Here is a 26377-nt window from a genome sequence, read left to right on the forward strand (position 1 = left end):
CCCATCTTGCTCTTAGGAGGACTTGGATATGAGGTATGATTGGACTCCTCTCTGGAGGTCGACCATCGGGTTCGACCGCCTTTTTGACGCTCTCGACGAGGTCCAGCGGACCGCCGAGGAGACCTATCCCCCCTACAACATCGAACGTCTCGACGAAAACCACTTCCAGATCACGGTGGCGCTCGCCGGCTTCTCGCCGGACGAGGTATTGCTGACCAGCGAACAGAACGTCCTGACGCTGGAAGGCCGCAAGGCGGACAAGGAGGGCAAGACCTTCCTGCACCGTGGCATCTCGACCCGCAACTTCAAGCGCCAATTCACCCTGGCCGACTATGTCGAGGTCAAGAGCGCTCGCTTCGAGAACGGTCTGCTGCTTATCGACTTGCAGCGGGAGATCCCAGAAGCAATGAAGCCGCGCCGCATCGCCATCAATGGTGCCTCGCCGGGCAACGTGACCCAGCTCGAAGCCAAGGCCGCGTGAGCGTATCGAGGCTACGTGGACCTATCGGGCGTTTCGGGAAGATCAAGGCCGCGCGGGCATCCGCGCGGCCGTCCTCACCCCGTCCCGATTTCAGAGGCCCCCATGCGGCTGACGACCGCCTCCGACGACAATGTAGTCGATCTCAACACCATTCTTCACCCCGGGAGCCGTATTTGAACACCCCCGCGCTGATGACGATCCCCGCAACCCGCGCGGCGGCAAGCCTATGTGTAAGCTGGGGATCGTATCCCACTCTTTCGAGCGACTGCAGAATGGAATCGGCTTGGCATCATCGCAGTCCCAGGAACTCTGGCTCATGATGGAAGCTTGAATCCGCGGGTCAGCGTCGCCGCCGATGGCTGGCCTGCGCGGCCCCGCCTCAAAGTCCCCGAAACCCCCAAGGGTGGGGCCGCGCTTCACGACAGGAGATGCAATTGTCCGAGCCGAGCGAGCAAGAGATCAGAGAGCGCGCCCACCAATTGTGGGAGCATGCCGGCAAGCCTGAAGGCCGCGACGACGAGTTCTGGCACGCGGCCGAGCAGGAGCTGCGTAATGAGGATCGATCCAACACGCTGCGGACGCCGGATACGCTATGATCAGGCCGTGCCTCTTCTGCCGCAGTGGGATGGATTTGCGCAATCATCCGAGGCCTTGCTACTTCTGACCAGGCCCCGAGGCGCCGGCGGGGGGAGCCGCGCTTCCCTGCGTCGTGCCGCTGCCTGCCGTGTTGGGTGACGCTGGCGCGGACCTCACCGGAGCGCTCGATCCGCCGCCGTTGTTGTCCGCCGGTGTGTTCAGGCTCGAGGCACCGGCGCCGGTCGCACCGCCAGTACCGGACGAATTGATGCTCGATCCGGTGCGCGATGCTCCCGATCCACTTTGCGCGCCGGCTGAAGATGTCGTGATCAGGACCGCGACGAGCGCGGCGATTGCTGGGATTCTCATCTCGTTACTCCGGTGAAAGGACAGGATGGAAGCCGCGCGCAGGCCTTCGTCGCTGAAGCACGAGCCGGTGCGGCTGATCTTGGAACTGCAACGGTTGCGAACGCCAAAAGTGCCTAATCGAGCGCAGCACATGCTCGGCCTTGCTGCGCTTGGCATCGCTTGGGCGTGGGATGCGACCAGCGACGTCGCCATGGACGAGAACGGCTGGATCGCACTCGGTCTCGGCTCGTTCTTTTCGCTGGTGATCGGCTGCGGGTTGATGGCCTTGATGTTCTTCAGCAGCAGGTGTTTGACAGAAAAAGCCCCGCGTGAGCGGGGCTTTGAGTTGATTGGAATGGGACGTCTTCGCTCAGTATCTGGCGAGGACCGGACCCCCGAAGCGGTAGTTCAGACGACCCAGGATCAGATCGGTGTCACCGCCGGTCGAGAAGCCGGTCACGCTGCCGCCGCCCGGGATGGTGAACGTCGCACCATGACGGTTCTCGAAGATGTGGTCGTACTCGACGCCCAGCGACCAGTTCTGCGCGAACGAGAACTCGAGGCCGGCGCCGACCGTGCCGCCGAGACGGGTGCCGTAGCCGGTTTCCGAAGCGAGTGCGCCGCCAGCCGCAAGGAACTGATAGTTCCGGTCGGTGATCGAAGCGCCGCCCTTCACGTAGAGCAGCACGTTGTTCCAGGCGTAGCCGACCTGGCCGGTGAACAGGCCGAATGCGTCCATCTTCGAGCGGACCGTGCCGCCGGGGACGACGAGGTTGCCGGTGCTGCCGGAGATGTCGGCCCAATTGCCCTGGGCCTCAAGTCCGAACACCCAGCCCGCGGATTGCCAGCGATAGCCCACTTGGCCGCCGACCGTGCCGCCGTTCGCGTTGTAGCTGCCGAGCAGCGTTGCCGTCGGGTCGAACACGCGGCGGTCATGGCTTTGTCCCCAACCGCCGTTGATGCCGATGTAGAAACCACTCCAGTCGTAGACCGCGGCAACGGCCGCGGGTGGCGCCTTGGTGTAGGGTCGCGCAGCGAGGTCCGCGGCGGAAGCCGACGACGCTGCGATGATCAAAGCGCCGAATGCGGCCGAAGCCAAAAGCTTGTTCATTTTCATTTGTTCCATCAGGTCTTGAGCAATCCCCACCCTGCGAGGACCGTACCGGGCAATCAGCGCGGTGGCTGTAGCTGCGCGACCACACATGTGAACGCATTTCGGATTAACATATGTTGCGATGGAACAATCGCGATCGAGTTCCAATGTTGTTGCGAGCGCCGGGACAATACCTCGAATAGCGGCGAGCCTTCGCCGCTATTCGGCGATGGTCATGCGAGTGCGTGCTCCACGTCCTGGCCGGCGCGTTGCGACAACGGGAACGAGCGTGGGCGAGTCTCCCGCGATCCGAAGTGCGAAATAGGCAATCGTTGCCTTGAGGCCGTCCTGGAGCGCGACGCGCGGTCGCCATCCGAGGATCCGCGTCGCGGTATCGATCACCGGCTTGCGGCGCTTCGGATCGTCCTTTGGAAGCGCCTCGAAGCGGAGTGGCGAGTTGGATGCGGTGTAGGCGAGCACCTCGCGCGCTATGGTCTCGATGCTGATTTCATGGGGATTGCCCAGATTGCACGGCCCGGTGATGGACGACGGGCTCTCCATCAGGAGCTGAAGGCCACGAACGAGGTCGTCGATGAAACAGAAGCTCCTGGTCTGACTGCCGCTTCCGTAAATCGTGATCGGCTCGCCACGGAGCGCCTGCACGATGAAGTTGGAAACGACGCGTCCGTCGTTCTCCAGCATGCGCGGGCCATAGGTGTTGAAGATTCGCGCGACCTTGATTTCGAGGCCGTGAGCGCGCTGGTAGTCGAACATCAGCGTCTCCGCTGCCCGCTTGCCCTCGTCGTAACACGCGCGTGGCCCGATCGGGTTGACGTTGCCGAGATAGGATTCGGGTTGCGGATGAATTTCCGGGTCGCCATACACCTCACTGGTCGAAGCCTGGAGAATCCGGGCGTCCTTCAGGCGCGCAAGCTCGAGCAGGTTGATTGCTCCGAGCACGCACGTTTTCATCGTGCCGATCGGATCCTTCTGATAGTGCCGCGGCGAGGCCGGGCAGGCAAGACTGTAGATCCGGTCAACCCTGTCTTCGATCGCGATGGGATCACGCACGTCATGCTCGATGAAGCGAAAGTTCGGGTGGTTCAGCAACGGCCTGATATTGTCGATGCTGCCGGTGACGAGGTTGTCGAGGCAGATGACGGTCTTGCCACGTTGCAGGAGAGCATCGCAAAGATGCGACCCGATGAAGCCGGCTCCGCCCGCGACCAGGACGGTCGTCGCGCGCTCGCCGGAGGGAATGATGGCATTGAATGTCATGACGGGCCTTTCAAATCTCTGCAACCTGCATCGGACGGGAGGCGGGAAATTGGGTGGTCTTTCGACGCCGGTGCGCCAAAGCCTCGGCGTAATAGCCTTCCAGCTGCCGAGCGCGGTGATCGGACGTGTGATCGCGAAGCACGCGACGGCGCGCCTGTTCCGCGATGCTCCGCCGTCGGTCCTCGGGCATCTCGCGGAGGATTTCGAGGACCTCGCGCGGGCCTGATGCCAGCAAGATTTCGCGCGACGGCTCAAAGATGGTCTCGAGTCCCGGCCATCGGTCCGAAATGACCGGGGTGCCGCAGGCCGCTGCTTCGAACAACCGAACGCTCGGCGAGAAGCCCAGCGCCTTCATATCAGCGCGGGTGGCGTTCAGGGTAAACCGCTGCTCGGCATAGAACGCGGGATGCCGATCTGGCGAAAGGTGCTCGATGCGGCTGACATTATCGGGCCACACGGTCCCCTCGGGGTATTGCGCGCCGGCAACGACGAATTGTTCCGAGCTAAGCTTGCGAGCCGGGGTGATCAGCAATTGCTCGAGTACCGGCTGTCGGTCGTCGCTATAGGTGCCGAGATAGCCAAGCGTCCAGCGATGCCTGGCGACTTGCGGCATGTAGATATCGGTATCTGCGCTGCAATAGAGGGCCCGGGCGAGCGGGCTGCCATAGCGTTTCTCGATCGTTTGCGGCACCGGTCCGCCAGCGAAGGAAAGATAGAGGTGGAAGCGAGGAATCATCGCAGCCGAGAGATATTCCAGGCCGTGCTCGAGGCGTGCCAGCGTGACCGGAGTGTCGATGTCGTAGAAGGCGGTGATCCCGCGCGCATGGGTCGTGACCCATTCGCTGATGGCAATGCCATCAGGGACATAGGAGCCGATGACGACCAGATCGGCGTTCCGGACCAGGCCGCCAAAGCGCCGTGGAATGTCCTTCAGGGATTGATAGAGCTCGACCCGCCACGACGCAGGGTTCGTCACATCGCGGTGATCGCGATACCAGGGAGCGTCGCGCTCGAGGAACGTGACGTGATGACCGCGTCGCGCCAAGGCCTCGATCAGGGCGCGATAGGTCGTGGCGTGACCATTGCCCCATGACGAAGTGACCGAGAGACCGATGACGACGATGTTGAGGTTCATTCTGCTGCCTCGATTTGCGAGCTGCTTCCTGTGAAGAGTTCGTTGAACTGGCGCGCGCGATGGCGATAGGTGTGTAGACTGAGGATGCGGGCGCGGGCGCGATCGGCAATGGCGCGGGCGCGGTTGGGGCTGAGCGCCGCGAGGTGGCTCGCAACTTCGGCGCCGGTCGCCGCGACCAGGACTTCCAAACCTGGCTCTAGGAAGTGATCGATGCCGTTCCAGCAGTCTGTGATCAGGCAGGCGCCTGCGCCGATCGCCTCGAACACCCGGGTCGGCGGCGAGAAGCCGAAGCGTGCCATGCTGTCGCGATTGACGTTCAGGGTGGCGAGAGCGGAGCCGAAAAAGGCATTGTGCGCACCGGTGCCGACGTGGCCCACCTTGCGAAGGTTGCTGGAGGTGTTCTTGGTCTCCCAGCCGGAGCCGCCAAGCACGAACGTCTTGCTTGGCAGGTCACGCGCGACATCGAGAAAGAAATGCTCGACCCTCTGTTCGCGATCGGGCAGGCGATTGGCCAAAAGGCTGAGATCGCAGGTGAAGCCCGGCTCCGCTGGCGACGGAAAATGGGTGCGGGGGTCAAGCGCGTTGTAGATTGGCACGCAGTCCTGCGCGCCCATGGCGCGATAGGCAGCCACGACACCATCGCCGCCGCCGTAGGTCAGGACGATGTCGTAGGATGGAATAGCGCGGCGCAGATGATGATGCGGATCGCTTGCGATCGCTTCCAACGTGGCCGGCGCATCGACATCCCAATAGACACGCATGATCCGGGAGGGCAGGCCGGCGACCGCGGTTTCCAGCTCTTGATCGAACACACCGACGCCGCTCGCCTTGATAACCATGTCGGCCGATCGGGCGGCCTTATCGAGCGACGTGCGCCAGCCGTCGGTCGTCGCCGGATAGACGACGACCTGGGCCCAGTGTGGATCGTCGATGTCGCGATGAGCCTGCCGCTCGAAGGCGTCAGGCTCGAAGAAAGTGATCTCGTGCCCGAGCGCTGCAATCTCCTTCAGCATGCCACGGTAATAGGTGGCGGCGCCGTTCCAGTACGAGGAGACAAGGCTTGATCCGAAGAAGCTGATCTTCATGCGGAGGCTCCGATAAATCGCAATGGCTGTGACGAGGTATCGGAAGCACGGATCGCCTCAACGATGCCGACGAGTTGTTGCGCGCGATGCCGGCAAGTATGCCGCTCCAGGATGGCGCGGAGGCCTGTCGCTACCAACGCCGAAGACAGCTCGCGATCATCGAGGACGGCACGAAGCTTGCGGCCCATGTCAGCGTCATGCGCCGCTGTGAGATATGCGCCGTCGGGAAACAGCTCCTCTGCGTCAGACCAGGGTGCCGAAACCAGTGGGATGCCGCAGGCCAGCGCCTCGAACACACGGATGGTTGGGATGCCCGGAAGCAATCGGACATACGGGCCGCGCGGCACGTGGATGGTGGCGCGTGCGCCGGCGAAGGCGACGGGAGCCCGGTGGGCGGGGAGCCAGCCGCCATACCGGATGCCGGCGGTCCGGATCGTGTGGATGGCGCCGTCCGAATAGCGCACGCCATAGACGCTTGCCTGCAGGCTCAGCTCGGCGACGGGATCGACCAGAAATTCGTTGAGTTCGGCGCTGCGTTCTCCATCGCCCCAATTCCCGATCCAGACCAAATCTTCGACGCGGTCAACATTGGGAATGGGATGATACAGGGCGACATCCGCCGCCTCGTGCCAGGTATAGGCGCGGTTGCCCCAACCCAGTTTCATGTAGATTTGACGGAGGACCTCGCCAAAGGCGAGAACGCCGTCAAACGCATCCAGGTCGAACTGCGCAAGTTGTTGGGAGTCCCGACCTAGAGCGGCCATCCCTTGGTCGCGATAAAGATGGCCGCGTCGGCGGCGGCCATCAGCAGCAGGATGATGACCACGGCAAGCAGCGCCCCAGGCTGAAGAATTGCGCGCAAATCCTCGAGCATATGACGGATCCATCAATCGATTGCGTGAGCTATCGTGTGACAGGCTTCTGCGGATCGTCCCGGCGTTGCGCTGCTTTGGTGTTCCGATCGAGCTGGGCGCGCTCGCTGCGGCGCAGATGCCCTGACCGCCAGACACCGTACCAGATCGCTCCGCCAAGGACCAAAACGCCAAGACACAGCAACCAAACCGTTTTGACAGAGAGGTCTCCAAGAAGCATTCCTACGCCGGTGTCGCCCATGTCTGTGCTCCCGTTAGATAGGCGGGCAATTCGAGCGCGGCATTGTCGTTCCTAAACGCGGGTCAAGGCGGCTGTCATGGGGAGATGTGAGGCAATGTTCAGGATCGGCATCATCTCAGACACACACGGTCTGCTGCGGCCGGAAGTGGAACAATGCTTCCGCGGGACCGCGCACATCATTCACGCCGGCGATATCGGTGCCGGGCATGTCATGGAAGGGCTACGCCGGATTGCCCCTGTCACTGCCATCCGGGGCAATGTCGATGTCGGCGATTGGGCCCGCTTCTATCCCGAGACGACGACCGTTCATCTCGCCGGGCGGGCCTTCTATGTCTTGCATGATATCAACGAGCTGAAGAGCAGGCCCGCCCCCGCAGATGTCGACGCCGTGATCTCTGGCCATTCGCATCGGGCAAGCCTCAGGACCACGGATGGTATCATCTATCTGAACCCGGGAAGCGCCGGGCCCCGGCGCTTCAATCTGCCGATCACGCTGGCAACGATCGACATCGACGAGCATGGCGAAGTTCGGGTGAACGTACGCACCCTTGATGAATGTTCTCGATAGCTCGGCCGTCTGATGGGGAGCTAGAGCATGATCCGGAAAAATGTGAAGCGGTTTTCCGAAAAGATCATGCTCAAACAAGGAGCTAAAGCGCGATGACGGTTCAACCCAACCTCATCGCGCTTTAGGAACACTTTCGCTCGGGTTCTGTTAGCGCAGCGAATCTCGGAGGCGCTCCATGACCGAATATCCAAAGCCGCCATATCCCCCTCAGCATCAGTCCATGCCTGGCGCGACCCGCGCGATGAACCCGCGGCCCGACCACGGCGAAGAGAGTTATAAGGGCGCCGGTCGCCTGGCCGGCAAAAAGGCCATCATCACCGGCGGAGACAGCGGCATCGGCCGTGCGGTCGCGATTGCGTATGCCCGCGAAGGCGCAGACCTCGCCATCGCCTATTTGAATGAGGATGAGGATGCCGCGGACGTCAAAGCGCTGGTGGAGCGGGAGGGACGGAAGGCCATCCTGATTGCAGGAGACATCCGCGACCCCGGCCATTGCCGCGCGATCGTGCGGCGCGCCGTCGAGGAGCTCGGCGGACTGGACATCCTGGTCAACAACGCCGCGCATCAGGCCACGTTCAAGGACATCGGCGATATCAGCGATGACGAGTGGCAGCTCACGTTCGAGGTGAACATCCATGCGATGTTCTATTTGACCAAGGCGGCCGTGCCGCATATGCGGCCCGGTGCTGCGATCGTGAATACGGCCTCGGTCAACTCCGACATGCCGAATCCCAGCCTGCTCGCCTACGCAACGACCAAGGGCGCCATTCAGAATTTTACCGGCGGGCTCGCGCAGATGTTGGCGTCCAAGGGCATTCGGGTCAATGCGGTTGCGCCTGGCCCGATCTGGACGCCGCTTATCCCATCGACCATGCCGGAGGAAACGGTCAAGAATTTTGGCAAGCAAGTGCCGATGCAGCGCGCAGGGCAGCCGGCCGAACTCGCGACAGCCTACGTCATGCTTGCCGATCCGTTGTCGAGCTACACCTCGGGAGCGACACTGGCCGTCACCGGCGGAAAGCCGTTCATTTGAGACGTTCCGTCTTGATCTCGATGCGAAACAACGGGTTTCTATCTGGCTCCATAACCTCCAGCTTCCAGACGCCGCCGGGCGCGAGCACATCTTCGATGTCGCGGGTGAGCAGGAGCGCGTTTTTCCAAGCTGCGGCCTCGTCGGGCAGATCCTCGCCGCCCAGATCCTCGAAGGGATGACCGTTGTGAATGTTGAAATAGTAGCGTGGCATCTCGCCAGAACGTCCGATCTCGCTGCAATGTTCCGGCTGCATGCGGCCGCGCAATGGCTGACACGGCCGAGTCAATAGAACGCCCGCATTCCAGTTCCAACCAGCTTCGGCTCATGACAATTGGCGCGCCATCGACTTGGCGAGCCGCACGGACTTGGCCCCCGCTCAATCTCGCGTAAGGCGGGGCGCCGGATGCCGATTGGAACCGGATGGTGAGCGCAAGGTTGCCCCGGACCACTCACGGGAGGGACCGATGGACCTGACAGATGCCTCTGCAATGACCGAAGCTTCCGGTCTGACAGATGATCCCGCAGGCACGTCCGCAGCCAAATCGGGAACCGAAGATGCGCAATCATCGCCGTCCCTGTCGTCGTCGCAGGCGTCGGCAGCGCGGCTTGCCGACCAGCTTCGGGAGATCGTCACGGCCGCCCCCCTCCGGTCGCTCGCGGCGGCGTTCGTCGTCGGCGTGCTGATCGCACGGCGACGCTAGACGGGATAGCCGACGGCGAAGATCGGCGCTATCCAGAGGGAATGGCGCGCAAGCTCAAGACATATCAGACGTCCCTTGGCTTCCACGATCTCGCGGTCGCGGCGCCGTCGATGAAGGCCGCGCTCGAGGCATGGGGCGCCGGAAGCAACCTCTTTCACCAGGGTTTGGCCACGGAGACCGATGACCCCGAGGTCGTTGCGGCGACCATGGCAAAGCCCGGCGTGGTCCTCAGACGGGCAGTCGGATCGACGGGACGATTTTCCGAGCACTCCAGCATACCCTCGCAAGCGGCTGCGGATCGTGCGCATGAGCAGCCCGCGCCGCGCCGATCGAAGCCGCACAGGCGGCAACCGACCCAAGTCAGCAGCAAGGCCGCGCGACAAGCGGCTGCAAACTACGAGAAAGAGCAGCGGCGGCGCGAGGCGCAAAGCCGGCGCGAAGAAGCCGCCCGAGCGAAGGTCAGGGAGCGCCAGGAGCGGGCTATCGCAAAAGCGCAGGCCGCGCTCGACCACGCCGCGCGGGAGCATGGCGCCAGGCTTGAAGCCATTGAAGCCGAGCGGGCCGCGGTGGACGCGCGGGCGGCTGCGGAGGATGAGCGGTGGGCCGGGCAAAAGGCCAAGCTGACGACGGCGCTGCGTCGCGCGCGGAATAGCGAGTGACCAGCCCCGCGTCAACAAATGTTAGAGACGGCTATGGGATACGCTAAGCGTTGTATCGGATCCTGGGACGATCGGATGTCGGAGGGACCTGATTTGCTCGTAGCCCAAGCGACGCCCGCGAAAACGACACCCCGGGAAGGGCCGTTCCTGTTCGCCTGCCGCGTTTGAAGCGGTTTCCCTCGCGACATCAGCGGAACGCGTTTGCGCGGAGATCATGCTCAAACAAGGAGCTAAAGCGCGATGACGATTCAACCCAGTCTCATCGCGCTCTAGAAAAGGCCAGCTGAAGGATTTGTCTTTGACAAACCCTTCAGCCACGAAATGAGGCCGCCGGTTCATTCAGTCTGTTCGACCGCTGCAGGCATCTTTGCCACCGACATCAGCGAGCGGGCTACCTGGTTGAGCAGCTGATCGGCATTCTCTTCTTCAGCAAGCGATTTCGAGAGCAGACTGACGATGGCGCTATGGCGCAGTTGCTGGGCGAGATTACGTGCGGTGGTGTACCCGGCGATCTCGTAATGCTCGACCCGCTGGGCTGCGCCGATCAGCGCCAGATCGGCCGCGGCATCCTCCTTCTCTTCGCCTTCGGCGATGATTTCCTGCCCTTCTTCGACCAGGCCCATCATTCCCTTGCAGGGCTTGGCCCGCGGGGTCTTGCCGAGCATCTCGAAGCACTCATTGATGCGCTCGATCTGGGCCTCGGTTTCGTTCAGGTGCTGCTCGAACAGCTCGCGCAGCTGATCGAAACGCGCCGCCTGCGCCATTTTCGGCAGGGCTTTTGTCAGCTGCTTTTCCGCATGCAGGATGTCGCGTAGCTCGTCGGTCAGGAGATCGCCAAGACCGGCCTCGTCGACCGGCGGGGAACTCTCGGTGACAAGCGCCGTCGCCGGACCAGGGTCGCCGGCCTGGATAGCCGGGGATTCCGTAAAGACCCACTCGCCGCCCTCGTTCCAGGGCCCGCGGGTGTCGATCTCGCCGTGGTCGCCGGTTCCGGTCGAATCGTTGAAGAACTGGTCGACCAGACCGGGCGTGGGCGCAATCCGGCCGATGCTGAAGGCCGGTTTGGCCATGCTCTCAAGAGCCATCGCGAACGCCTTCATATGCGTGATCTCGCGGGTCATCAGGAATTGAAGCGCGTCCTTCGTGCCCGCGTCGTCGCAGAAATTGATCAGCCGTTCGTAGACGATCTTGGCTCTCGCCTCGGCGGCGATGTTGCTGCGCAGGTCGACGTCGAGCTCGCCGGTGATCTTGAGGTAATCCGCGGTCCAAGCGTTGCCTTGGGAGTTGAACAGGTTCACGCCGCCGCCGCCTGCAATCGCAATCAGGGGGTCCGCCTCGGCGGCCTGGCGATCGAATTTCGACGGCTTCAGATGCATGCGGGCGAGGGTGCCGACCACCTCGAGATGGCTGAGTTCCTCGGTGCCGATATCCATGAGAAGATCCTTGCGATCCGGATCCTCGCAGTTGAGCCCCTGTATCGAATATTGCATGGCGGCGGCAAGCTCGCCGTTGGCGCCGCCGAACTGCTCGAGAAGCATGTTGCCGAACCTGGGATCCGGCTCGTCGACGCGGACGGTGAACATCAGTTTCTTGACGTGGTGGTACATGGATTGCCCTTGAGATGAGAGGTAAGACGCTCCACGAACCGGCGGACGCTGACGTTAGTTCCTAGCGTAAGGTCCGACGCGGCTTTGTGAGGATGACCGTGCATCGATCAGGCATCGGTGTTGAAATCGCCCAGGTAGCAGCGCCCCTTTTGGAACGTGGCCGTCAACTTTTGCATTATCGGCACGCACAACCCAGGAGGAGAACAGCGATGCGAAGGCTTGCTCTTGTAGCTTTGGCGGTCGGAGCGATTTCGGCTGCAACTGCGGCGCCTGCCGAGGCGCACTGGCACGGTGGCGGATGGCACGGAGGGTGGGGCGGGCCTGGACTAGGCTTCGGCCTTGCTGCCGGTGCCTTGGCGTTCGGCGCTGCCGCAGCGGCCTCGCCCTACTATTACGGACCAGGATACTATCCAGGTCCATACGCCTATTATGGCGGGCCCTACGCCTATTACGGCCCACGCTACTACCGTGCGCGCTATTACCGGCCATATTATCGGCCATACGGCTACTGGTGATGACAACGGCCCGGCGAAGAGCCGGGCCCTTCAGCTCTCGACAAGGCCTTGCCGTCAGAAGCAGGTGTTCCGACTAATCCTTGGCCTTGTCGAGCTCGGCGGCGACTTGTCCGTAATTCAACAGGGCGACCAACGTCGTTCCGCCCAGGATATTGCCGAGCAGGGTCGGGAAGAAGAATTCAAAAACGTATTGTCCAAACGAAGCTTCCCGAAGCAGCACCAGGTAAGCACACTCGACCGAGCCTGCGATGATGTGGGCAAACTGCCCGAGCGCCACCACGTAAGTCATGATCAGGACAATATGGGCACCTGATCCCTTGGTCGTCGGCAGCAGCCACATCATCAGCGCGATCAGCCAGCCGGCGAATACGGCCCGGACCACGGTGGCCGAGAAGGTGCCTTCGACAGTGTGCCGAGCAAGCTCGAGAAATGCATCGTTGATTTTCGGTCCAAAGATGTCGGTGTGTGCGAGCACGTAGCTGACCGCCCACGTGCCGGCGATATTGGAGGCCAGTACGAGTCCCCACAATTTCAGCACCTTGGCCAGCGTCGCGAGATTGCGGTGATGCAGCAGGGGAAGGATGGGTGTGAGGGTATTCTCGGTGAAGAGCTGCTGCCGTCCCAACACGACCACCAGAAAGCCGACGGTATAGCCGAGCGGCGCGACGAGCTGCCGGGTCCCCTCATCGGAGATCGCAGCCTGAAACTCGCCCTGGACCACGAGAGACAGTCCCATCGACAAGCCTGCGGCAAGGCCGGACAGGAGGATGGCCCACCAGCGCCGCTCGAGTTCCTGCTCTCCCTCAGCTCGTATCGTTTCGTGAATCAGCGCGGCGCTAGGCCTGCTCTGAGATTCGATTTCCTCGGTCTGTCGCGGCGACACGCCATCGAGCTCGGATGCTGCATTGAATGAGGCTGTTTCGCTCGACTTGTTCAACGCGGCGCTCGCCGAAGGCAGGGACTTCCGTTCCAAGCCGCCTGAGGACGATCCGTTCCTCGCCGCTCGTGCTCGGAGACTGGCGCAGGACAGATGTCGTAAGGCCAAACTCGGCGAATTCCGGCCGATCAACCCCGCCACGATGTCAGGATATTCTACTTGGAAAGCCGCTTGATGGTCTTGGCCGCGTGGTTAGGCCCGCGCCACCCCAGAAATTTGAGCTCCTTGTTCTCAAGCGCGTTTGTCGCGCGGAAGAACTCCTCCAGCTCGTCGCACGCGCGCGAGGGGAGGTGTCGTATATCCTTAAGATCAGTCTCGAGGGGCGATCGGTCCGGCACCGCGAACACACGATCGTTCCGTTCTCTCTTGCTCCCGATCTTCTGCTCGACTTCGAGAACGCCGACCGGCCTGCATTTGAGCACGACGCCGGGATATGTCTTCGCATCATGGATGATCAGTACGTCGAGGGGATCGCCATCAGGAGCCTTGGTGGAAGGAATAAAGCCCCAGTCATAGGGATAGCTCAGCCCTGCCATCAGAGGCTTTGCCAGCGTAAAGACCCCGAGCTCGGGATCGAAATCCAGTTTGCAGGAGCTCCCGCGAGGCGTCTCGACAACCGCGAAAATTTGTCCGTCGTCAGCCCATGTCGGCAGTTTGAGAAGCTTGGTCATCTCACGCACCCTGTGCTGCACCTACAGTATCGACCTTCCGCGCGCCGCGGGGCCGAGGGGATTTCGGCTAGCTCTGCGCGATGTTCTTGCACCCCTAAAAAACGAGGGTCACGCAATGATAGTTCCTGCGCACGAATCCTCGAGCCGTCACGCCAGGCGTGAATTGAGTAAGCAACTCAAAGACCTGCAAACGGCAGGACGTCCGAGAACTAACCTATGTTCATGCGGGCATTGGCAAGCGGTTGTACAATCCATGGCGTCGTGGAAGGAATGACCATGGGATTGAAACGCAAGCGCTTTAACAGAAGGATTCCCTTGAGACCAGGCTCACGCAGTTCGCGCGGGATATGCGTAGGCGGGCTGATCAGAAGCCACCGGGGGATCAGCGAGATGGGTTTCTGAAGCGAGCTTACAATGCAGACCAGGCGATCGATCTGGAGCGGCAGCTTCGGGAGCATCGATAGGAGCGAACGACCGCAGGCTCGGTTGGTCCGGGGGAGCAGGCCGCGATCGACTTTGGGTGATATGCCGCCCGCGACGGCCCTGTTAACGTTGAAGGGGAACAAAACCCTGTAGATCTTCTTGACGCATTGGGACAGCGGCGAAGTGCTTTCACAAGCGCTGTCAAAATGACGCCGCCATGTTCCGCGAAACGAAGGCCGATGAGAGAATTCCCGAGAGGACCGCTGAAGTGGCGGCGATCATCGCCGAAGAAGGCTTGCGATACGTCAGTGACGCAAAGCCGGGCTACACCCGCAAGCGCACCGGCACCACCTTCTCCTACTACGACCAGAGCGGCGCCCGCATCACGAACAAGGACATCGTCCGTCGTATCAAGTCGATCGGCATCCCGCCGGCCTATGAGAGGGTGTGGATCTGTCCTGTTGCCAACGGCCATATCCAGGCCACGGGCTATGATGCACGCGGCCGCAAGCAATATCGCTACCACGCTAAATGGCGTGAATTGCGTGATCAAAACAAATACGAGCACATCATGCAGTTCGCAGCCGCGCTTCCTGGATTGCGGTTCCGTGTCGCCGCCGACATGAAGCGCGAAGGCTTGCCTCGGGAAAAGATTCTCGCGACCGTCGTCAGCCTTCTCGAGAAGACCCTCATTCGTGTCGGCAATGCCGAATATGCCAATACAAACAACTCCTACGGACTGACGACCATGCGCCGCAGGCATGTGGCGGTCAAAGGTTCGACCTTGAAGTTCGAGTTTACCGGGAAGTCCGGCAAGCAATGGAAGCTTTCGGTAGAGGACAGGCGCATTGCGGCGATCGTCAAGCACTGCGCCGACTTGCCGGGGCATGAGCTCTTCAAATATCTCGACGACAACGGCGAACCGCGTACGATCGATTCCGGCGACGTGAATGCCTACATCAAGGAAATCACCCGGCAGGATTTTACGGCCAAGGATTTCCGAACCTGGGCCGGTACCGTGCTGGCTGCGCTCGCATTGGCCGGGTTCAAGAAGTATGACTCTCAGGCTGAAGCAAAACGGAACGTCGTGGCCGCCATCGATAAAGTCGCCAGACAACTTGGCAACACGCCAGCCATTTGCCGCAAATGCTACGTGCATCCGGAAATTCTGGGCGCCTATATGTCTGGCGACCTGGCAAAAATGATCGAGGACAAGATCACAGAGAGGTTCAAGCGTCAGTATAGCAAATTGAGCGCGGACGAAGTGATGGTCCTGGCGTTCCTGAAGAAGCGGCTGAGGGCGACCCGCAAGGCGGGGGAGAGCGCCAAGCTCGCGGCCTGATCCTCATGCATTTGATCGAAATCTTCCTGCCTCTCAGCAACAACAACGGCAAGCGGTTTGATCCGAAGCTCTATCAGTCCCTTGAGCACGAGCTGACCGAACGCTTTGGCGGGGTCACTGCTTTCAAACGCGCGCCAGCCTCTGGCGAGAACAAAGAAGGGTCACAGGTCGTCCGGGATGAGATCATCATCCTAGAGGTTATGACCGAAGAGCTCGATCGCGCATGGTGGGCGAACCGCCGCAAACAGCTCGAAGAGATGCTCGATCAGGACGAGATCCTTATCCGCGCCAGCGCAATTGAAAAGCTTTAGTCGTGAAGCGATGAAGGTTTGGTCTGCCGGCGCGCCTATCGGCGAGAGGCAAGGCTTGGACCCGGAGCCTTTGCTTCGATCGCGCCGCCCTGCAGCGCCGCCCGCCTTTCCGCGACCGCATGATTGAACAGCTCAAGGACGAGACCGAATGCGGCCATGTCCTCTTGTTCGATGGCTCCCTCGTCGTAGCACTTGAGAGTCTCGCCGATGATCGCATCGACCTCCCGTTGCGATGCCAGCAGATCCTGTTCGGACTCGGCACCGCGAACCTCCGACACCACGGCAAGAATACGGTTGCGATAGCCGGTGTTGTCGTCCCGCTCGTCCCGGTTCAGATAGCGACGCAGCCATGCGGCGGCCGAACCGATCCCGGACAGGAGGAGCAGGGCGAACCAGAAGTAGTCGCTGTACTTGTCCAGAAAGGTCCGCTCGGTCCCGTTGATGACCGCCGCGGCGCCCCTGTGCACGGAAGGCTCAGTCTCCTTCTCGGTATCCGGCTTCGTGATGTGCGCCCCGCTGGCGACACGCTGCGTAATCGTGTCGCGCAAGGCGAAAAGCTGCCGGTAGAAGGCCGCCGCCTTGGCTTCCGACAGTTCTTTTCTGGCCAGGATGAGATGGTTGACACTGATGGTGTCGATCTTGTCCTCGGGCCAGGCCGGGTTAGCGTTGAAAACGCTGCCGGGGATCTCCTCGGCCTCGTAGCGGGGATGCCGCAGGGCAATCGCCTCGGAGGCTTCGACGGCAAGAAACTTCGGAGCTCCGCGCGACCGGGAAGTCGCGGCGATCGCGGCGGCGGTGATCTTGCTGTCGAGCGGACCGACCGCAAGATAGGCGTCGAGAGTGGCGTCCTGCGCGAGCTTTTCGATTTCGTCGGTCCCGAATTGAGCCGTGGCAACCTTGTCGGGCTGCACGCCTGAACCCTCTAGAATTGTCCGCAGGACCGCGACGTTGGCGTCGGTCTTTCCGATGATGCCGACCTTATGCCCCGCAAGATCGGCGATCTCTCCGATCTTCGCGGCGGCCTTCTTCTTGGAGTCCTTGCCTGCGCGTCCAGACTGCGACCATATGACGACATAGTTCTTCCGCAGGACGGCCAGTGTCTGCGCATCAGCCGGCATGCCAAGGTCGCCGCGACCGATTGCCAGGTCGGTTTTGCCGGCACCCAGGAGGGCAAGGGATTCGGCCGCTCCGGCGGTGGCGATAGGGAACAGTCTAACCGTCCTGCTTTCCTCTTCGAAGGCCTCCGCCATTGCTTGGACCACCTGGTGGTCTTCGCTGCCCGAGGGACCGACGGCGATCCGAAGAGTCTCGGGCTGCAGGACGTAGAAGAGCGTCGCGGCAGCGGCGCCGAAGACGACGAATCCTAACGCCAACAGGATCAGGAGCCTTCGCTGGCGTCGATCGGGGGCTCTCCTGACTGCATCGGACGGTGGCATCAGCGGGCTCTCCGTGAGCAAGCGCCTGGGAGCTTGGGGCGAACGGCCGTCCGACCCGAATGTTCCGTCGCATGCGAGGACCTCTGCGGACGAGCGGGAACCTTGGCATCATTCGTGGGTTCTCGCATGCCGCATATGGCGGCGAGGAGAGAAAGATGAATAAGCTTCTGCTGAGCGCCGCGATGGCGGTGATGATCTCGACGGGCGCGATGGCGCAGTCCACCGTCGTCACCACCACCGGCACGGGACATGCCGCCGCCGTACAGATCGAGCCCGAATACCGCACGAAGATCCGCACCTACGTCACCGAGCACAAGGTCCGTCCAGTGGAGACCCGCGAAAAGATCGTCGTCGGCCAGCCAGTGCCGCGCGAAGTCGAGCTCGAGGCGGTGCCCGCCGACTGGGGTCCCTCGCTCACCAAGTACCGCTATGTCTATTCGGGCGAGCGCGTGATGCTGGTCGATCCGTCGACCCGTACGGTCGTCCAGGAGATCGACTAATCCCTCCAGTGGCGGGGTCGCCGAACGAAGCGACCCGCCACTCCGGTCCGGCCCCCCGGCGATACCTGATGTCCCATTTGCGAGCGGCCATTCATGCCGATCATTCGTTATTTCGTCTTCGTCGGCGGGCTGCTGCTGGCGCTGCTTTTCGCTGTTGAACGGTACCTGCCGGCCCCCGCCGAGCGCGCGGGCCCATCCGATCCGGACCGGAGCATCATCCGGATCGCCTCGGCGAGGAGCCTTCCGGAGAAGATCGTGTTCGACACGTCTGCGCGCGCCGATTGGCCGACAATGGCGCAGGCCGATCCGCTCTCCGAAGAACCCAAGCAGCAAGTGCGAGAAGCCCAAGTGCGAGAAGCCCAAGTGCGAGAAACCCAAATGCGAGAAACCCTGGCCGCAATGCCTGCAGCGCCTGCCGTCGAGGTCAAGAAAGAGGCGACCGCCCGCGTCTCCTCAGGCCCCCGTCCGCATCCGAAGCGCTGGGCAAAACTACAGAAAAGGGCACCCGACCGACGTCTCGCCTTCGAGCGGCCCGGCCCATTTGCTGGCGGATGGTGGTGACGGAACGCTGGCGCGTGATGCTGAAAATGAACAGGACGCGCCTTTAACTCTTTCAGCCCGGCGACCCAGCGCGGAACGGCTTGGGTGAAGGCTCGCCTCGTCTGGTCGGAGACTATTCCGGACACCTAAGGCAGGCCTGCGTGAAGATACGGAACGCCGCCATTTTCGCGTCGTTGTCGGATCATGGACGCAGGGTCGAGGAGTCGTCGCGATGCTGGAAACGAACGATCTGCTGGTGAAGTGTCCCCGGTGCGGGGCCTGGCCGATGGCCGTGAGCGCTCAGAGAAGCATGGTTGCGCAGCCCGAGGTTTCCTTCCGCTGCTCGCGCTGTGGCAGCGAGGAAATCGGTCGCCTGCGCCATGCCGCGGGGCCGTATCCCGGCGGTCGCGGTCGCGACGCTGCTTGACGGGATGGGTCGCCGGAGTGCGGCTTTCCGGAACGCGTCTCGTCTGGGGGAATTGATGGCCCAGAGGTCAACCTGAGAGGAGACGATCATGAAACCGATCCTTGCCGCCGCGTGTCTGCTGACTCTGGCATCGATTTCGCCGGCGGAGGCCAAGGGGTGCATCAAGGGCGCCATCGTCGGCGGTGTTGCCGGCCATATGGCAGGACACGGCAAGCTCGGCGCGGCCGCAGGATGCGTGATCGGGCATCATGAGGCCAACAAGCAAAAGAACCCGAACGACTCCAATGCCCAGGCGCCGTCGGGCCAGAAGTAGCGGCCGCCGGCGCGGGCGTCAGGGGCGCGTCGGATGAACGCTTCCATTCGGAAAGTCGCATCGTCGGGCTCGAGGACGGCTCGCGCCACGCCCTGTCTTGAAGCGCAATAGGGAGATATAGTCTCGCGGCTGCTGTTTTGAATGCGCGCTGGCTTCTTTCGAGCCGCGCCTTCCCTCCGAGACGCGAGCATGCCATGAGCGTTTCCGTCATCGAACAGGCCAAAATCCAGGCACAGGTGCTGGTGCCGCTGGTCAAGGCGCTCCAGGCCGAGCTCGGCGAGGCGCGTGCCAACGCCATCGTACGCAAGGCGCTTGGCGACCTCTATCGCGGCTTCGGCGAGGCGTTCTGGAAAGCCAGGAACGAGAGCGATCTCGGCAAGGCCGTCGGCTCCGCCTTTGCGACGTACGCGCGCGACGATGCGCTCAGCTACGACGTGATCGAGCAGACGCGGGATGCGTTCGCCTTCAACGTGAAGCGATGCGCCTATGCCGAGTTCTACAAGGCGCTGGGTGAGCCGGAGCTCGGCTTCCTCATGGTCTGCACCGCGGACTTTGCGACCGCGGACGGCTTCGGTCCGGACATCAAGCTGACGCGCACACAGACCATCATGCAGGGCGCCGATCATTGCGACTTCCGCTACCGGCGCATTGCGGACGTATCAAAGGGAAGGGCGGGTGAATGACGCGGACGATTTGTCTTGCCGTCGCGGTGACGGCGCTGACGGCATCGAGCGCGAATGCCGCAATCATCGACTGGCAGGCCGAGCTCCAGCGCTGCCGCGAGCTGCGCGCGAGCGTGGCGCCGCTGCTTCAGGCCGGCGAGGGCATTTCTGCCGTCGGCCGCTCCAACCGATCCGTCCGTCGCTGCATCTGGATTCAGCGCATGGCGGTGCGCAAGAAAGTCCCCGGCGCGGAGACGTGGTAGCGGCGACTGTCAGTCGCGCCTGCTCACGCCACCAGATATTTCCTCACCGCCGCCTCATCCCATTCAATCCCGTTACCCGGCTCCTCGCCCGGCAGTGCAAAGCCGTCCTTGATCCTGAGCCGGCTCGCCAGCACCGCATCGGCCCAGTCGACATATTCCAGCCAGTGCGCCGTCGGCGTGACGCAGAGCAGATGCGCGCTGACCTCCGGGAACAGATGCGTCGACATCTCGATGCCGGCGGCGTGTGCCAGTGACGCGGCGCGGAGCCAGCCGGTGACGCCGCCGATGCGCTGCACGTCGGGCATCACGTAGTCACAGGCCTCTCGCGACAGCGCCGCCTGCATCGCAAACGCGCTGTCGAAATTCTCGCCGATCTGCACCGGCGTGCGCAGCGCGTCGGCGATGCGGGCGCAGCCGTCATAATTATCGTGGCGGATCGGCTCCTCGATCCAGCTCAAGCCTTCGTCGTCGAGCATCTCGCCACGGCGGATCGCCTCGGTGACCGTCAGCGCCTGGTTGTAGTCGCACATCAGCGTCACCTCGTCGCCGACGGCCTTGCGCACCGCGCGTACCACGGCGAGATCGTCCCGTGCCTCGGGCCGGCCGACCCGGATCTTGGCGGCGCGAAAACCCTCGGCCAGCAGCTTGTGGGCTTCTTCCACCGCGGCGCCAGCAGACATGATGCCGAGGCCCTTCGAGTTATAGGCCCTCACCGGCTTCGGCGCGCCGCCGAGCAGGCGCGCCAGCGGCAGGCCTCTGCTGCGCGCCAGCGCATCCCATGCCGCCATGTCGATGCCGGATTGCGCCAGCCGTTGCAGGCCGGCGAGGCCGAGCAGCGTGAAACGCTGGGTCAGCTTGCGCTCGATCTCGAACGGCAGCAGCTCGTCGCCTTTGAGCAGCTCCGACATCTCCGCGACCATCGCGGTCAGCGGCTTGAGGGCCGAGGGCGTGATCGCAAACAGATAGGCATGCCCTGTTACGCCCTGGTCGGTCTCGCAGTCGATCAGCACCAGGGGCGCCCTGGCAACCGCACCGGTCGAGGTCTGCAGCGGCAGGTTCATCGGCACGATCACGGGGCGCGCATTGAAGCTGATGATGCGGATTGTCTCGGTCATGGGCGGTGGTTCCGGATTGATCAATGCAGGTTGATCCTGATCTTAAACATTCGTCATGAAACGAAAAGGCGCCTGCTGCGACCCACCATAAAATGGGGTTGCGCTGCGCTGCGTTTGTTGGCTCTGTGCAAGCCGGCATGTTGTGCCGCAAATCCCGTTCTTGCGGCAAAAACGCACATCACGGAGCCACAGAGTGAAACAAGCGATCGCCGAAGAGCAGCACAAGAGCGGCATCCTGATCGGGGCCGTGATTGCCTTTCTCCTGCTGGCCCTGCCGCTGGCGGTCTGGCTGGACCTGACCGAACTGAACAAGACCGCGCTCCGCCGGCAGACCGCCGATCTCAATTCAGTCATCACAAGCGTGCGCAGCTATTATGCGTCCAATGTGGTCGGGCGAATCCTGGCCAACCCCAACGGCACGACCAAGGTCGTTCACAACTACGAATCCGTCCCCGGCGCGATCCCGATCCCGGCGACGCTGTCGCTGGAGCTTGGCCGCGTCATCGGCGCGCAACAGGAGAACATCACTTACCGGTTCGTCTCCGACTTCCCGTTCCAGAACCGCGCCCCGCATCAGCTCGACAAGTTCGAGAAGGATGCGCTCGCCGCGCTACGCGCCGATCCCGAGCAGAAGATCCTCGACACCGAGACCTCGCTGTTCTCCGACAAGGTCCGCTTGATCGCGCCTGTTACCATGGGCCCGGCTTGCGTAAGCTGCCACAACAGCCACCCCGAGAGCCCGAAGAAAGACTGGAAGGTCGGCGACGTCAGAGGCATCCAGGAGGTGATCATCGCCCAGCCGATCGCCGCCAACATCTTCTCGTTCAAGTTCCTGCTGGCCTATTTCCTGATCGCGGCCGGCTGCGGGCTGTCTTTTCTCTCGCTCCAGCGTCGCCAGGCCAGCCGCATCAAGGGCATGAACCGGGAGCTGGAATCCGCCAACGACTTCCTCGCCTCGCTGTCGATGAAGATATCGCGCTACATCCCGCCGCAGGTCTACAAGAGCATCTTCTCCGGCCAGAAGGACGTCACCATCCACACCGAGCGCAAGAAGCTCACGATCTTCTTCTCCGACATCCAGAATTTCACCGCGACCACCGAGCGGCTGCAGCCGGAATTGCTGACCCAGCTGCTCAACGAATATTTCACCGAGATGTCGGCGATTGCGCATGAGCATGGCGGCACCGTCGACAAGTTCATCGGCGACGCCATGCTGATCTTCTTCGGCGATCCCGAGACCAGGGGCGACCGCGCTGACGCGCAGGCCTGCCTGCAGATGGCCTGGCGCATGCAGCAGCGCCTCACCGAGCTCAATGCGAAATGGCGCGCGGCCGGCATCGAGCAGCCGTTCCGCTCGCGCATGGGCATCAATTCCGGCTATTGTAATGTCGGCAATTTCGGCAGCAGCGATCGCATGGACTACACCATCATCGGTGCCGAGGCGAACCTCGCCGCCCGCCTGCAGTCAATTGCCGAGCCCGGCGGCATCGTGCTGAGCTACGAAACCTTCGCGCTGGTCAGCGACATCGTTCGTGCCCATGCGCTGCCCGCGATCACGATGAAGGGCATCAGCCGCGAGGTCATCCCCTATGCGGTCGACGCACTGAGCGATGCGGCAGCTGAGAAGAGCGGCGTCATCACCGAACGCGCGCCGGGGCTGGAGCTGTACCTCGACCCGGCCGTGGTGAAATCAGGCGATGCCGCACGCGTGCGCTCGCTGCTGGAAAGCGCGCTGGCGTCGCTGAAGCCTGCGTGAGGATGCGAGCTTTCTGCTCGATAGAGTCCCCGTGTGGCACCCCCTCCCTAGCCCTCCCCCACAAGGGGGGAGGGAACGCACCTTTCTCTCGGCGAATGACTTGATCTAAAGTTTGCAGGCGATGAGCCCAACTCTCGCCGCGGGGCACACTGCGCTCCCTCCCCCCTTGTGGGGGAGGGCGGGGGGAGAGGGGTGGCTCAGCAAATGGTGCGCGTAATGCTTTTAACGCGCCGCGCCTTCCGTAAACGCGGTCTCGATCACCGCCCCGAACGGCTGCCACGACCGCCCGTCGAACTGCACCAGGCGCATCTGCCGGATCGGCAGATAGTTCTCCGGCGACGTGTTCATCCTGATATTGGGCAGTGCGACGGAGGGATGGTAGTCCCGCAGCGACGCCGCCTGGCGCATGATGTTCTCGCGCGAGAGGTCGTCGCCGCATTGCTTCAGCACCTTGGTCAGCGCCTCCGCCGCCGCGTAGCCATAGAGCGCGGCGCTGTTATTGGTGCTTTCGACCTTGTGGTACCTGTCCATGAAGGCGAACCAGTCCTTCATGGCCGGATCGTCCTTCCAGGCGGGATCGCTCGGATCCTTCAGGAACGCCGCCGAGATCACGCCGGCCGAATTCTCCAGCCCCGCCGGCGCCATGGCGTTGGCGATCGAGGCGGAGGCATCGTTGACGATGAAGACAGGGTGCCATTTCAGCGACGCCGCGAGGCCGATCACCTTGGCCGCCGTCGACGGCACGCCGAGAAACACGAAGATGTCGGCGTCAGCGCGCTTGAGGATTGCGACGTGGCCTTCGAGATGCTCGTCATTGATGTCGAAGGCGACGTCGACCAGGACGTGTCGGTTCAGATCTCCGAGACCTTCCTGGATGCCCTTGTACAGCATCCGGCCGAACTGGTCGTTCTGCCAGAGCACGACGATCTTCTTGCGGGGATAATAGGCCTGGATGTAGTTGGCGTAGATGCGCCCCTCCGAGCGGAACGGAGGCTGCCAGCCCATGGTCCAGGGAAACGCCTTGGCCTGGCTCAGCTCCTCGTCGCCGGAGGCGACGAACAGCTGCGGGATCTTCTTCTCGTTCAGGTACCAGCGCGTGGCGAGATTGCCCGGCGTGCCGAACGACCCGAACATCAGATGCACGTCGTCTTTTTCGACGAGATCGCGCGTCAGCTGCAGCGCGGTGGCGGGATCGGAATTGTCGTCGCGGCTGATGAAGCGGACCTTGCGGCCGTTGATGCCGCCGCGATCGTTGATCATGTCGAAATAGGCCGCTTCCGCCTTGCCGATCGCGCCGAATTCCGAGAGCGGCCCCGAATAGGGCACGATGTTGCCGATGCGGATTTCCTTGTCGGAGCCGGGGTCGGAATCGGGCTGATCCGAACGCTGCTGCGACATGGCCCCGAGCGAGGCGAGCGCCGCGATCAAAACGAACAGCAGTCTGCCGGTGACGCGCATGCTCGACACCTTGTCGTTGGCCCCCAACGAACTCGGCTCACCCTGCATCCGGGTGCGTTGATCTATCTCAAGCGTTTGGCAATCGTGTGGCTGCGAGCGCGATGAAAGCGGCAGGCGTGCTGACGGGCTGTTCGCGAACCGTCATCCTGAGGTGCGAAGCCCGCGATGCAGCGCAACGCGGGCGGAGCCTCGAAGGATGAACGGCCCCGCTGCTGCCGAGCGGAGAGAGCCGGGCCGTCGCCCTTCGAGGGCCGCTGAAGAAGCGGCCACCTCAGGGTGACGGTGAGATCCTGACCGTCGCGGCCGGGTTCGTAGAGCCCGACCAAGACGCTGGGCAGCCCGCAAACCCTACGGCAGCCCGCGCGCCTCGAGCTGATGCACCAGCAGCAGGGTCGGCTCGGCGAGACTGTCGCCGGAACCATCCAGCCCGAACGCCGCCGCGATGCCGTCGTGGCCGCGCAGCAGGGTCGCGCGCGGGCAATGGCCGGCGCCGCAGAGCGTCTTCTTCAGGGTCTCGCCCTGCGCCACGATATCAGCGGGATCGTTGGCGGCCCAGGCCAGCAGGATCGGCTCGTCGACATTGAGGACGCCGGGATAGACCGAGCGCTTGTCATATTGAGCGGCGTCATTGCCGAAATAGGCCTTCTCGCTGTCACTGGCGTCCTTGCCGGCGCGATAGGTGCCTGAGACCAGCACCACGGCGGCGACATCGGCGCGGTCGGCCTGGAGCTCGGGATGCGCGAGCAGGCTCGCGACATGGAAGGCGCCGGCGCCGTAGCCGACCGCGACGATCTCGCGGGCATCGCCGTTGAACAGGTCGATATTGCCGTGGACCCAGGACAGCGCCGCCGCCACGTCGGTCGCGCCCGACGGCCAGGTGGCGGCGGGCGCGAGGCGGTAGTTGACGCGCACCCCGATCATGCCGTTGCGCGCCGCAAAGCACATCGCGGCGTCCTGCATGTCGCGGGACAGCTCCGGCGCGCCGCGATCGCCGGTGAAGGTGTCACCGGCGACGATCAGCAGCACGGGGCGCGGCGTGTCCGCCTTGGTGGTGTCGCTGGTCGCGACGTCGAGCACGTTGGCCTCGCTGCCGCCATAGCGCAGGCCGCGCGAGAAGGAGACCTGCTCGCACAGCCGCGCGACACCGCCGGCGGTGGTGTCGCTATCGGTGAGGCCGGTCCGAACCAGATCGGATGGTGCGGCCGGTCGCGCCGGGAACGGACCATGTGCGGAGGCCGCGGTCATGGTCAGGAGGAGCAAAAATGCGAGACAATTCTTCATCATCAGGGGGCCGGCCCTCCGCGCCCATATTGGTGGGTCGCTTTAGCCTGTCTTTTCAATTCGCCTTATCTTGTTGGTCTTTCTTGCGGCGATTTCACGGCACATTCGCCCCCGGTTCAATTCCCCGGCTGGAACGTGCAATCCGCCCCGCTGCCGTCCTTCTGCCTGATGGCGTTGGGATCGATAGTGCAGCTCAGCTTGCTCAGGCTCTCGAAATTCGATCCCGCCGCGCCATCAGGCGGAATGCCGGCCAGCGCCTCGGTCGCGAAGATCTCGTTGGCGGTGGGACCGTTCACGGTCCTGACCTTCTTGCCGAAGGTCACCTCGCAATTGCGCAACGTGATGTCGACATTGCCGGTGCGGCAGACGATCTTGTCCGCGGTCACGACAACAGGCTTCTTGTAGGGAATGTCGGCATTGGCGGCGAACAGCATCGCCACCGCCTTCTTCTCGGCGCTTGACAGCGTCGGCGACAGCGGCGCGATGACGCCGGCGAGGGCCAGCGCCGTGGAGCCGGAGATTTTGGAGGGCGAGGTGCCGGCGTCCTTGGCGACGGCGCCATGGGCGGCGCCAAGGACAAGAACGGCACAGACCGGCATCGTGATCTTCATTGGCGTTTTCCCATTCCGTCGCGGCTTTGCTGCCAGACAAGCGCAGCCTATGACAGATTTCCCATCCGGGGGAAGACTATGGTCACGGTCCGGGGAGAGCGAGCTTTCAGAGGTTCGGTGTAGGAGCGGACCCTGGCTG

General features: G+C 62.9%; 31 protein-coding genes. 15 read left to right on the forward strand and 16 right to left on the reverse strand.

All coding sequences use genetic code 11. The features are described from left to right. The first annotated feature begins 28 nt into the window (after positions 1-28). Positions 29-481, forward strand: coding sequence for an Hsp20 family protein (locus HYH07_RS10205; protein ID WP_220002365.1), 453 nt, complete (start codon positions 29-31; stop codon positions 479-481). Positions 482-909: 428 nt separating this feature from the next. Further along, on the forward strand, positions 910-1077 hold the full coding sequence (locus tag HYH07_RS10210) for a DUF2934 domain-containing protein (RefSeq protein WP_409363889.1): 168 nt from the start codon (positions 910-912) through the stop codon (positions 1075-1077). 58 nt (positions 1078-1135) lie between these two features. Here HYH07_RS10210 and HYH07_RS10215 read toward each other — a convergent pair whose 3' ends face one another. The 7 genes from HYH07_RS10215 to HYH07_RS36565 form a co-directional block, all read right to left on the reverse strand. Continuing rightward, positions 1136-1426, reverse strand: a complete 291-nt coding sequence (locus HYH07_RS10215; protein WP_220002367.1) for a hypothetical protein — start codon at positions 1424-1426, stop codon at positions 1136-1138. 349 nt (positions 1427-1775) lie between these two features. After that, on the reverse strand, positions 1776-2516 hold the full coding sequence (locus HYH07_RS10220; RefSeq protein WP_220002368.1) for an outer membrane protein: 741 nt from the start codon (positions 2514-2516) through the stop codon (positions 1776-1778). A gap of 201 nt (positions 2517-2717) precedes the next feature. Further along, the gene (locus HYH07_RS10225) at positions 2718-3776 is read right to left on the reverse strand and encodes a UDP-glucuronic acid decarboxylase family protein (protein WP_220002369.1); all 1059 of its coding nucleotides are present in this window, start codon (positions 3774-3776) and stop codon (positions 2718-2720) included. Between the two features lie 10 nt (positions 3777-3786). Beyond that, a complete protein-coding gene (locus tag HYH07_RS10230; protein WP_220002370.1) occupies positions 3787-4911 on the reverse strand; it encodes a glycosyltransferase in 1125 nt (374 codons plus the stop codon). Next, positions 4908-5996, reverse strand: a complete 1089-nt coding sequence (locus HYH07_RS10235; protein ID WP_220002371.1) for a glycosyltransferase — start codon at positions 5994-5996, stop codon at positions 4908-4910. The genes HYH07_RS10230 and HYH07_RS10235 overlap by 4 nt, the downstream gene beginning before the upstream one ends. Further along, positions 5993-6760: a glycosyltransferase gene (locus tag HYH07_RS10240; protein ID WP_228749360.1), complete on the reverse strand. Its 768-nt coding sequence runs from the start codon at positions 6758-6760 to the stop codon at positions 5993-5995. The genes HYH07_RS10235 and HYH07_RS10240 overlap by 4 nt, the downstream gene beginning before the upstream one ends. Further along, entirely contained in the window at positions 6748-6870 is a 123-nt protein-coding gene (locus tag HYH07_RS36565) for a hypothetical protein (RefSeq protein ID WP_283842805.1), read from the reverse strand. The genes HYH07_RS10240 and HYH07_RS36565 overlap by 13 nt, the downstream gene beginning before the upstream one ends. Before the next feature lie 333 nt (positions 6871-7203). Here HYH07_RS36565 and HYH07_RS10245 point away from each other — a divergent pair, with 333 nt between their 5' ends. Next, positions 7204-7677, forward strand: coding sequence for a metallophosphoesterase family protein (locus HYH07_RS10245; RefSeq protein WP_220002372.1), 474 nt, complete (start codon positions 7204-7206; stop codon positions 7675-7677). Between the two features lie 175 nt (positions 7678-7852). Then, on the forward strand, positions 7853-8710 hold the full coding sequence (locus HYH07_RS10250) for an SDR family oxidoreductase (protein ID WP_220002373.1): 858 nt from the start codon (positions 7853-7855) through the stop codon (positions 8708-8710). Here HYH07_RS10250 and HYH07_RS10255 read toward each other — a convergent pair. Continuing rightward, on the reverse strand, positions 8703-8963 hold the full coding sequence (locus HYH07_RS10255) for a DUF6894 family protein (RefSeq protein WP_220002374.1): 261 nt from the start codon (positions 8961-8963) through the stop codon (positions 8703-8705). The genes HYH07_RS10250 and HYH07_RS10255 overlap by 8 nt on opposite strands. Positions 8964-9174: 211 nt before the next feature. On the opposite strand from HYH07_RS10255, the gene HYH07_RS10260 reads away from it, so the two are divergent. After that, positions 9175-9411, forward strand: a complete 237-nt coding sequence (locus HYH07_RS10260) for a hypothetical protein (RefSeq protein WP_220002375.1) — start codon at positions 9175-9177, stop codon at positions 9409-9411. A 41-nt stretch (positions 9412-9452) separates the two neighbouring features. Further along, the gene (locus HYH07_RS10265) at positions 9453-10070 is read left to right on the forward strand and encodes a cell envelope biogenesis protein TolA (RefSeq protein ID WP_220002376.1); all 618 of its coding nucleotides are present in this window, start codon (positions 9453-9455) and stop codon (positions 10068-10070) included. Positions 10071-10405: 335 nt separating this feature from the next. Here the strand turns inward: HYH07_RS10265 and HYH07_RS10270 are convergent, their stop codons facing one another. Continuing rightward, positions 10406-11677 (reverse strand): DUF892 family protein, encoded by a 1272-nt coding sequence (locus tag HYH07_RS10270; protein WP_220002377.1) that lies wholly within the window; start codon positions 11675-11677, stop codon positions 10406-10408. Positions 11678-11886: 209 nt separating this feature from the next. On the opposite strand from HYH07_RS10270, the gene HYH07_RS10275 reads away from it, so the two are divergent. Continuing rightward, positions 11887-12192, forward strand: coding sequence for a hypothetical protein (locus HYH07_RS10275; RefSeq protein WP_220002378.1), 306 nt, complete (start codon positions 11887-11889; stop codon positions 12190-12192). A 73-nt stretch (positions 12193-12265) separates the two neighbouring features. On the opposite strand, the gene HYH07_RS10280 is transcribed toward HYH07_RS10275, so the two are convergent. Then, positions 12266-13129 (reverse strand): formate/nitrite transporter family protein, encoded by an 864-nt coding sequence (locus HYH07_RS10280; RefSeq protein ID WP_220002379.1) that lies wholly within the window; start codon positions 13127-13129, stop codon positions 12266-12268. Positions 13130-13284: 155 nt separating this feature from the next. Next, entirely contained in the window at positions 13285-13800 is a 516-nt protein-coding gene (locus HYH07_RS10285) for an inorganic diphosphatase (protein ID WP_220002380.1), read from the reverse strand. Positions 13801-14440: 640 nt separating this feature from the next. Here HYH07_RS10285 and HYH07_RS10290 point away from each other — a divergent pair. Then, positions 14441-15565 carry a DNA topoisomerase IB gene (locus tag HYH07_RS10290; protein ID WP_220002381.1) on the forward strand — a complete coding sequence of 375 codons (1125 nt, stop codon included), beginning with the start codon at positions 14441-14443 and terminating at the stop codon, positions 15563-15565. A gap of 5 nt (positions 15566-15570) precedes the next feature. Then, positions 15571-15876, forward strand: a complete 306-nt coding sequence (locus HYH07_RS10295) for a hypothetical protein (RefSeq protein ID WP_228749363.1) — start codon at positions 15571-15573, stop codon at positions 15874-15876. Positions 15877-15911: 35 nt separating this feature from the next. On the opposite strand, the gene HYH07_RS10300 is transcribed toward HYH07_RS10295, so the two are convergent. Further along, on the reverse strand, positions 15912-17312 hold the full coding sequence (locus tag HYH07_RS10300; protein ID WP_220002382.1) for a TAXI family TRAP transporter solute-binding subunit: 1401 nt from the start codon (positions 17310-17312) through the stop codon (positions 15912-15914). 155 nt (positions 17313-17467) lie between these two features. Between HYH07_RS10300 and HYH07_RS10305 the strand changes: the two genes are divergently transcribed. From HYH07_RS10305 to HYH07_RS10325, 5 genes are all read left to right on the forward strand, one after another. Then, positions 17468-17812: a DUF1236 domain-containing protein gene (locus HYH07_RS10305; RefSeq protein ID WP_220002383.1), complete on the forward strand. Its 345-nt coding sequence runs from the start codon at positions 17468-17470 to the stop codon at positions 17810-17812. 93 nt (positions 17813-17905) lie between these two features. After that, positions 17906-18373, forward strand: coding sequence for a hypothetical protein (locus HYH07_RS10310; RefSeq protein ID WP_220002384.1), 468 nt, complete (start codon positions 17906-17908; stop codon positions 18371-18373). A gap of 494 nt (positions 18374-18867) precedes the next feature. Continuing rightward, positions 18868-19092, forward strand: a complete 225-nt coding sequence (locus HYH07_RS10315; RefSeq protein ID WP_220002385.1) for a hypothetical protein — start codon at positions 18868-18870, stop codon at positions 19090-19092. A 194-nt stretch (positions 19093-19286) separates the two neighbouring features. After that, entirely contained in the window at positions 19287-19775 is a 489-nt protein-coding gene (locus HYH07_RS10320) for an L-2-amino-thiazoline-4-carboxylic acid hydrolase (RefSeq protein WP_220002386.1), read from the forward strand. Further along, entirely contained in the window at positions 19772-20017 is a 246-nt protein-coding gene (locus HYH07_RS10325) for a hypothetical protein (protein WP_220002387.1), read from the forward strand. Before HYH07_RS10320 ends, HYH07_RS10325 begins: the two co-directional genes overlap by 4 nt. Before the next feature lie 23 nt (positions 20018-20040). Here the strand turns inward: HYH07_RS10325 and HYH07_RS10330 are convergent, their stop codons facing one another. Continuing rightward, a complete protein-coding gene (locus tag HYH07_RS10330; RefSeq protein ID WP_220002388.1) occupies positions 20041-21132 on the reverse strand; it encodes an enolase C-terminal domain-like protein in 1092 nt (363 codons plus the stop codon). 193 nt (positions 21133-21325) lie between these two features. Between HYH07_RS10330 and HYH07_RS10335 the strand changes: the two genes are divergently transcribed. Beyond that, positions 21326-22888, forward strand: coding sequence for an adenylate/guanylate cyclase domain-containing protein (locus HYH07_RS10335; protein ID WP_220002389.1), 1563 nt, complete (start codon positions 21326-21328; stop codon positions 22886-22888). Between the two features lie 222 nt (positions 22889-23110). Here the strand turns inward: HYH07_RS10335 and HYH07_RS10340 are convergent, their stop codons facing one another. From HYH07_RS10340 to HYH07_RS10350, 3 genes are all read right to left on the reverse strand, one after another. Next, complete coding sequence (locus tag HYH07_RS10340; RefSeq protein ID WP_220002390.1) at positions 23111-24346, reverse strand: ABC transporter substrate-binding protein; 1236 nt, start codon at positions 24344-24346, stop codon at positions 23111-23113. 348 nt (positions 24347-24694) lie between these two features. Continuing rightward, the gene (locus tag HYH07_RS10345; protein ID WP_220002498.1) at positions 24695-25627 is read right to left on the reverse strand and encodes an alpha/beta hydrolase; all 933 of its coding nucleotides are present in this window, start codon (positions 25625-25627) and stop codon (positions 24695-24697) included. 116 nt (positions 25628-25743) lie between these two features. After that, the gene (locus HYH07_RS10350; protein ID WP_220002391.1) at positions 25744-26238 is read right to left on the reverse strand and encodes a hypothetical protein; all 495 of its coding nucleotides are present in this window, start codon (positions 26236-26238) and stop codon (positions 25744-25746) included. Between the last annotated feature and the right edge of the window lie 139 nt (positions 26239-26377).

The sequence above is a fragment of the Bradyrhizobium sp. BR 10261 genome, assembly GCF_019455395.1.
GTDB classification, from domain to species: Bacteria; Pseudomonadota; Alphaproteobacteria; order Rhizobiales; family Xanthobacteraceae; genus Bradyrhizobium; species Bradyrhizobium manausense.

What these genes read in the sequence shown, in the direction of transcription:
- HYH07_RS10205 (WP_220002365.1), top strand. Translation starts at nt 29, where the DNA reads ATGAGGTATGATTGGACTCCTCTCTGGAGGTCGACCATCGGGTTCGAC.
- HYH07_RS10210 (WP_409363889.1), top strand. Translation starts at nt 910, where the DNA reads ATGCAATTGTCCGAGCCGAGCGAGCAAGAGATCAGAGAGCGCGCCCAC.
- HYH07_RS10215 (WP_220002367.1), bottom strand. Translation starts at nt 1,426, where the DNA reads ATGAGAATCCCAGCAATCGCCGCGCTCGTCGCGGTCCTGATCACGACA.
- HYH07_RS10220 (WP_220002368.1), bottom strand. Translation starts at nt 2,516, where the DNA reads ATGAACAAGCTTTTGGCTTCGGCCGCATTCGGCGCTTTGATCATCGCA.
- HYH07_RS10225 (WP_220002369.1), bottom strand. Translation starts at nt 3,776, where the DNA reads ATGACATTCAATGCCATCATTCCCTCCGGCGAGCGCGCGACGACCGTC.
- HYH07_RS10230 (WP_220002370.1), bottom strand. Translation starts at nt 4,911, where the DNA reads ATGAACCTCAACATCGTCGTCATCGGTCTCTCGGTCACTTCGTCATGG.
- HYH07_RS10235 (WP_220002371.1), bottom strand. Translation starts at nt 5,996, where the DNA reads ATGAAGATCAGCTTCTTCGGATCAAGCCTTGTCTCCTCGTACTGGAAC.
- HYH07_RS10240 (WP_228749360.1), bottom strand. Translation starts at nt 6,760, where the DNA reads ATGGCCGCTCTAGGTCGGGACTCCCAACAACTTGCGCAGTTCGACCTG.
- HYH07_RS36565 (WP_283842805.1), bottom strand. Translation starts at nt 6,870, where the DNA reads ATGCTCGAGGATTTGCGCGCAATTCTTCAGCCTGGGGCGCTGCTTGCC.
- HYH07_RS10245 (WP_220002372.1), top strand. Translation starts at nt 7,204, where the DNA reads ATGTTCAGGATCGGCATCATCTCAGACACACACGGTCTGCTGCGGCCG.
- HYH07_RS10250 (WP_220002373.1), top strand. Translation starts at nt 7,853, where the DNA reads ATGACCGAATATCCAAAGCCGCCATATCCCCCTCAGCATCAGTCCATG.
- HYH07_RS10255 (WP_220002374.1), bottom strand. Translation starts at nt 8,963, where the DNA reads ATGCAGCCGGAACATTGCAGCGAGATCGGACGTTCTGGCGAGATGCCA.
- HYH07_RS10260 (WP_220002375.1), top strand. Translation starts at nt 9,175, where the DNA reads ATGGACCTGACAGATGCCTCTGCAATGACCGAAGCTTCCGGTCTGACA.
- HYH07_RS10265 (WP_220002376.1), top strand. Translation starts at nt 9,453, where the DNA reads ATGGCGCGCAAGCTCAAGACATATCAGACGTCCCTTGGCTTCCACGAT.
- HYH07_RS10270 (WP_220002377.1), bottom strand. Translation starts at nt 11,677, where the DNA reads ATGTACCACCACGTCAAGAAACTGATGTTCACCGTCCGCGTCGACGAG.
- HYH07_RS10275 (WP_220002378.1), top strand. Translation starts at nt 11,887, where the DNA reads ATGCGAAGGCTTGCTCTTGTAGCTTTGGCGGTCGGAGCGATTTCGGCT.
- HYH07_RS10285 (WP_220002380.1), bottom strand. Translation starts at nt 13,800, where the DNA reads ATGACCAAGCTTCTCAAACTGCCGACATGGGCTGACGACGGACAAATT.
- HYH07_RS10290 (WP_220002381.1), top strand. Translation starts at nt 14,441, where the DNA reads ATGTTCCGCGAAACGAAGGCCGATGAGAGAATTCCCGAGAGGACCGCT.
- HYH07_RS10295 (WP_228749363.1), top strand. Translation starts at nt 15,571, where the DNA reads ATGCATTTGATCGAAATCTTCCTGCCTCTCAGCAACAACAACGGCAAG.
- HYH07_RS10300 (WP_220002382.1), bottom strand. Translation starts at nt 17,312, where the DNA reads ATGCCACCGTCCGATGCAGTCAGGAGAGCCCCCGATCGACGCCAGCGA.
- HYH07_RS10305 (WP_220002383.1), top strand. Translation starts at nt 17,468, where the DNA reads ATGAATAAGCTTCTGCTGAGCGCCGCGATGGCGGTGATGATCTCGACG.
- HYH07_RS10310 (WP_220002384.1), top strand. Translation starts at nt 17,906, where the DNA reads ATGCCGATCATTCGTTATTTCGTCTTCGTCGGCGGGCTGCTGCTGGCG.
- HYH07_RS10315 (WP_220002385.1), top strand. Translation starts at nt 18,868, where the DNA reads ATGAAACCGATCCTTGCCGCCGCGTGTCTGCTGACTCTGGCATCGATT.
- HYH07_RS10320 (WP_220002386.1), top strand. Translation starts at nt 19,287, where the DNA reads ATGAGCGTTTCCGTCATCGAACAGGCCAAAATCCAGGCACAGGTGCTG.
- HYH07_RS10325 (WP_220002387.1), top strand. Translation starts at nt 19,772, where the DNA reads ATGACGCGGACGATTTGTCTTGCCGTCGCGGTGACGGCGCTGACGGCA.
- HYH07_RS10330 (WP_220002388.1), bottom strand. Translation starts at nt 21,132, where the DNA reads ATGACCGAGACAATCCGCATCATCAGCTTCAATGCGCGCCCCGTGATC.
- HYH07_RS10340 (WP_220002390.1), bottom strand. Translation starts at nt 24,346, where the DNA reads ATGCGCGTCACCGGCAGACTGCTGTTCGTTTTGATCGCGGCGCTCGCC.
- HYH07_RS10345 (WP_220002498.1), bottom strand. Translation starts at nt 25,627, where the DNA reads ATGAAGAATTGTCTCGCATTTTTGCTCCTCCTGACCATGACCGCGGCC.
- HYH07_RS10350 (WP_220002391.1), bottom strand. Translation starts at nt 26,238, where the DNA reads ATGAAGATCACGATGCCGGTCTGTGCCGTTCTTGTCCTTGGCGCCGCC.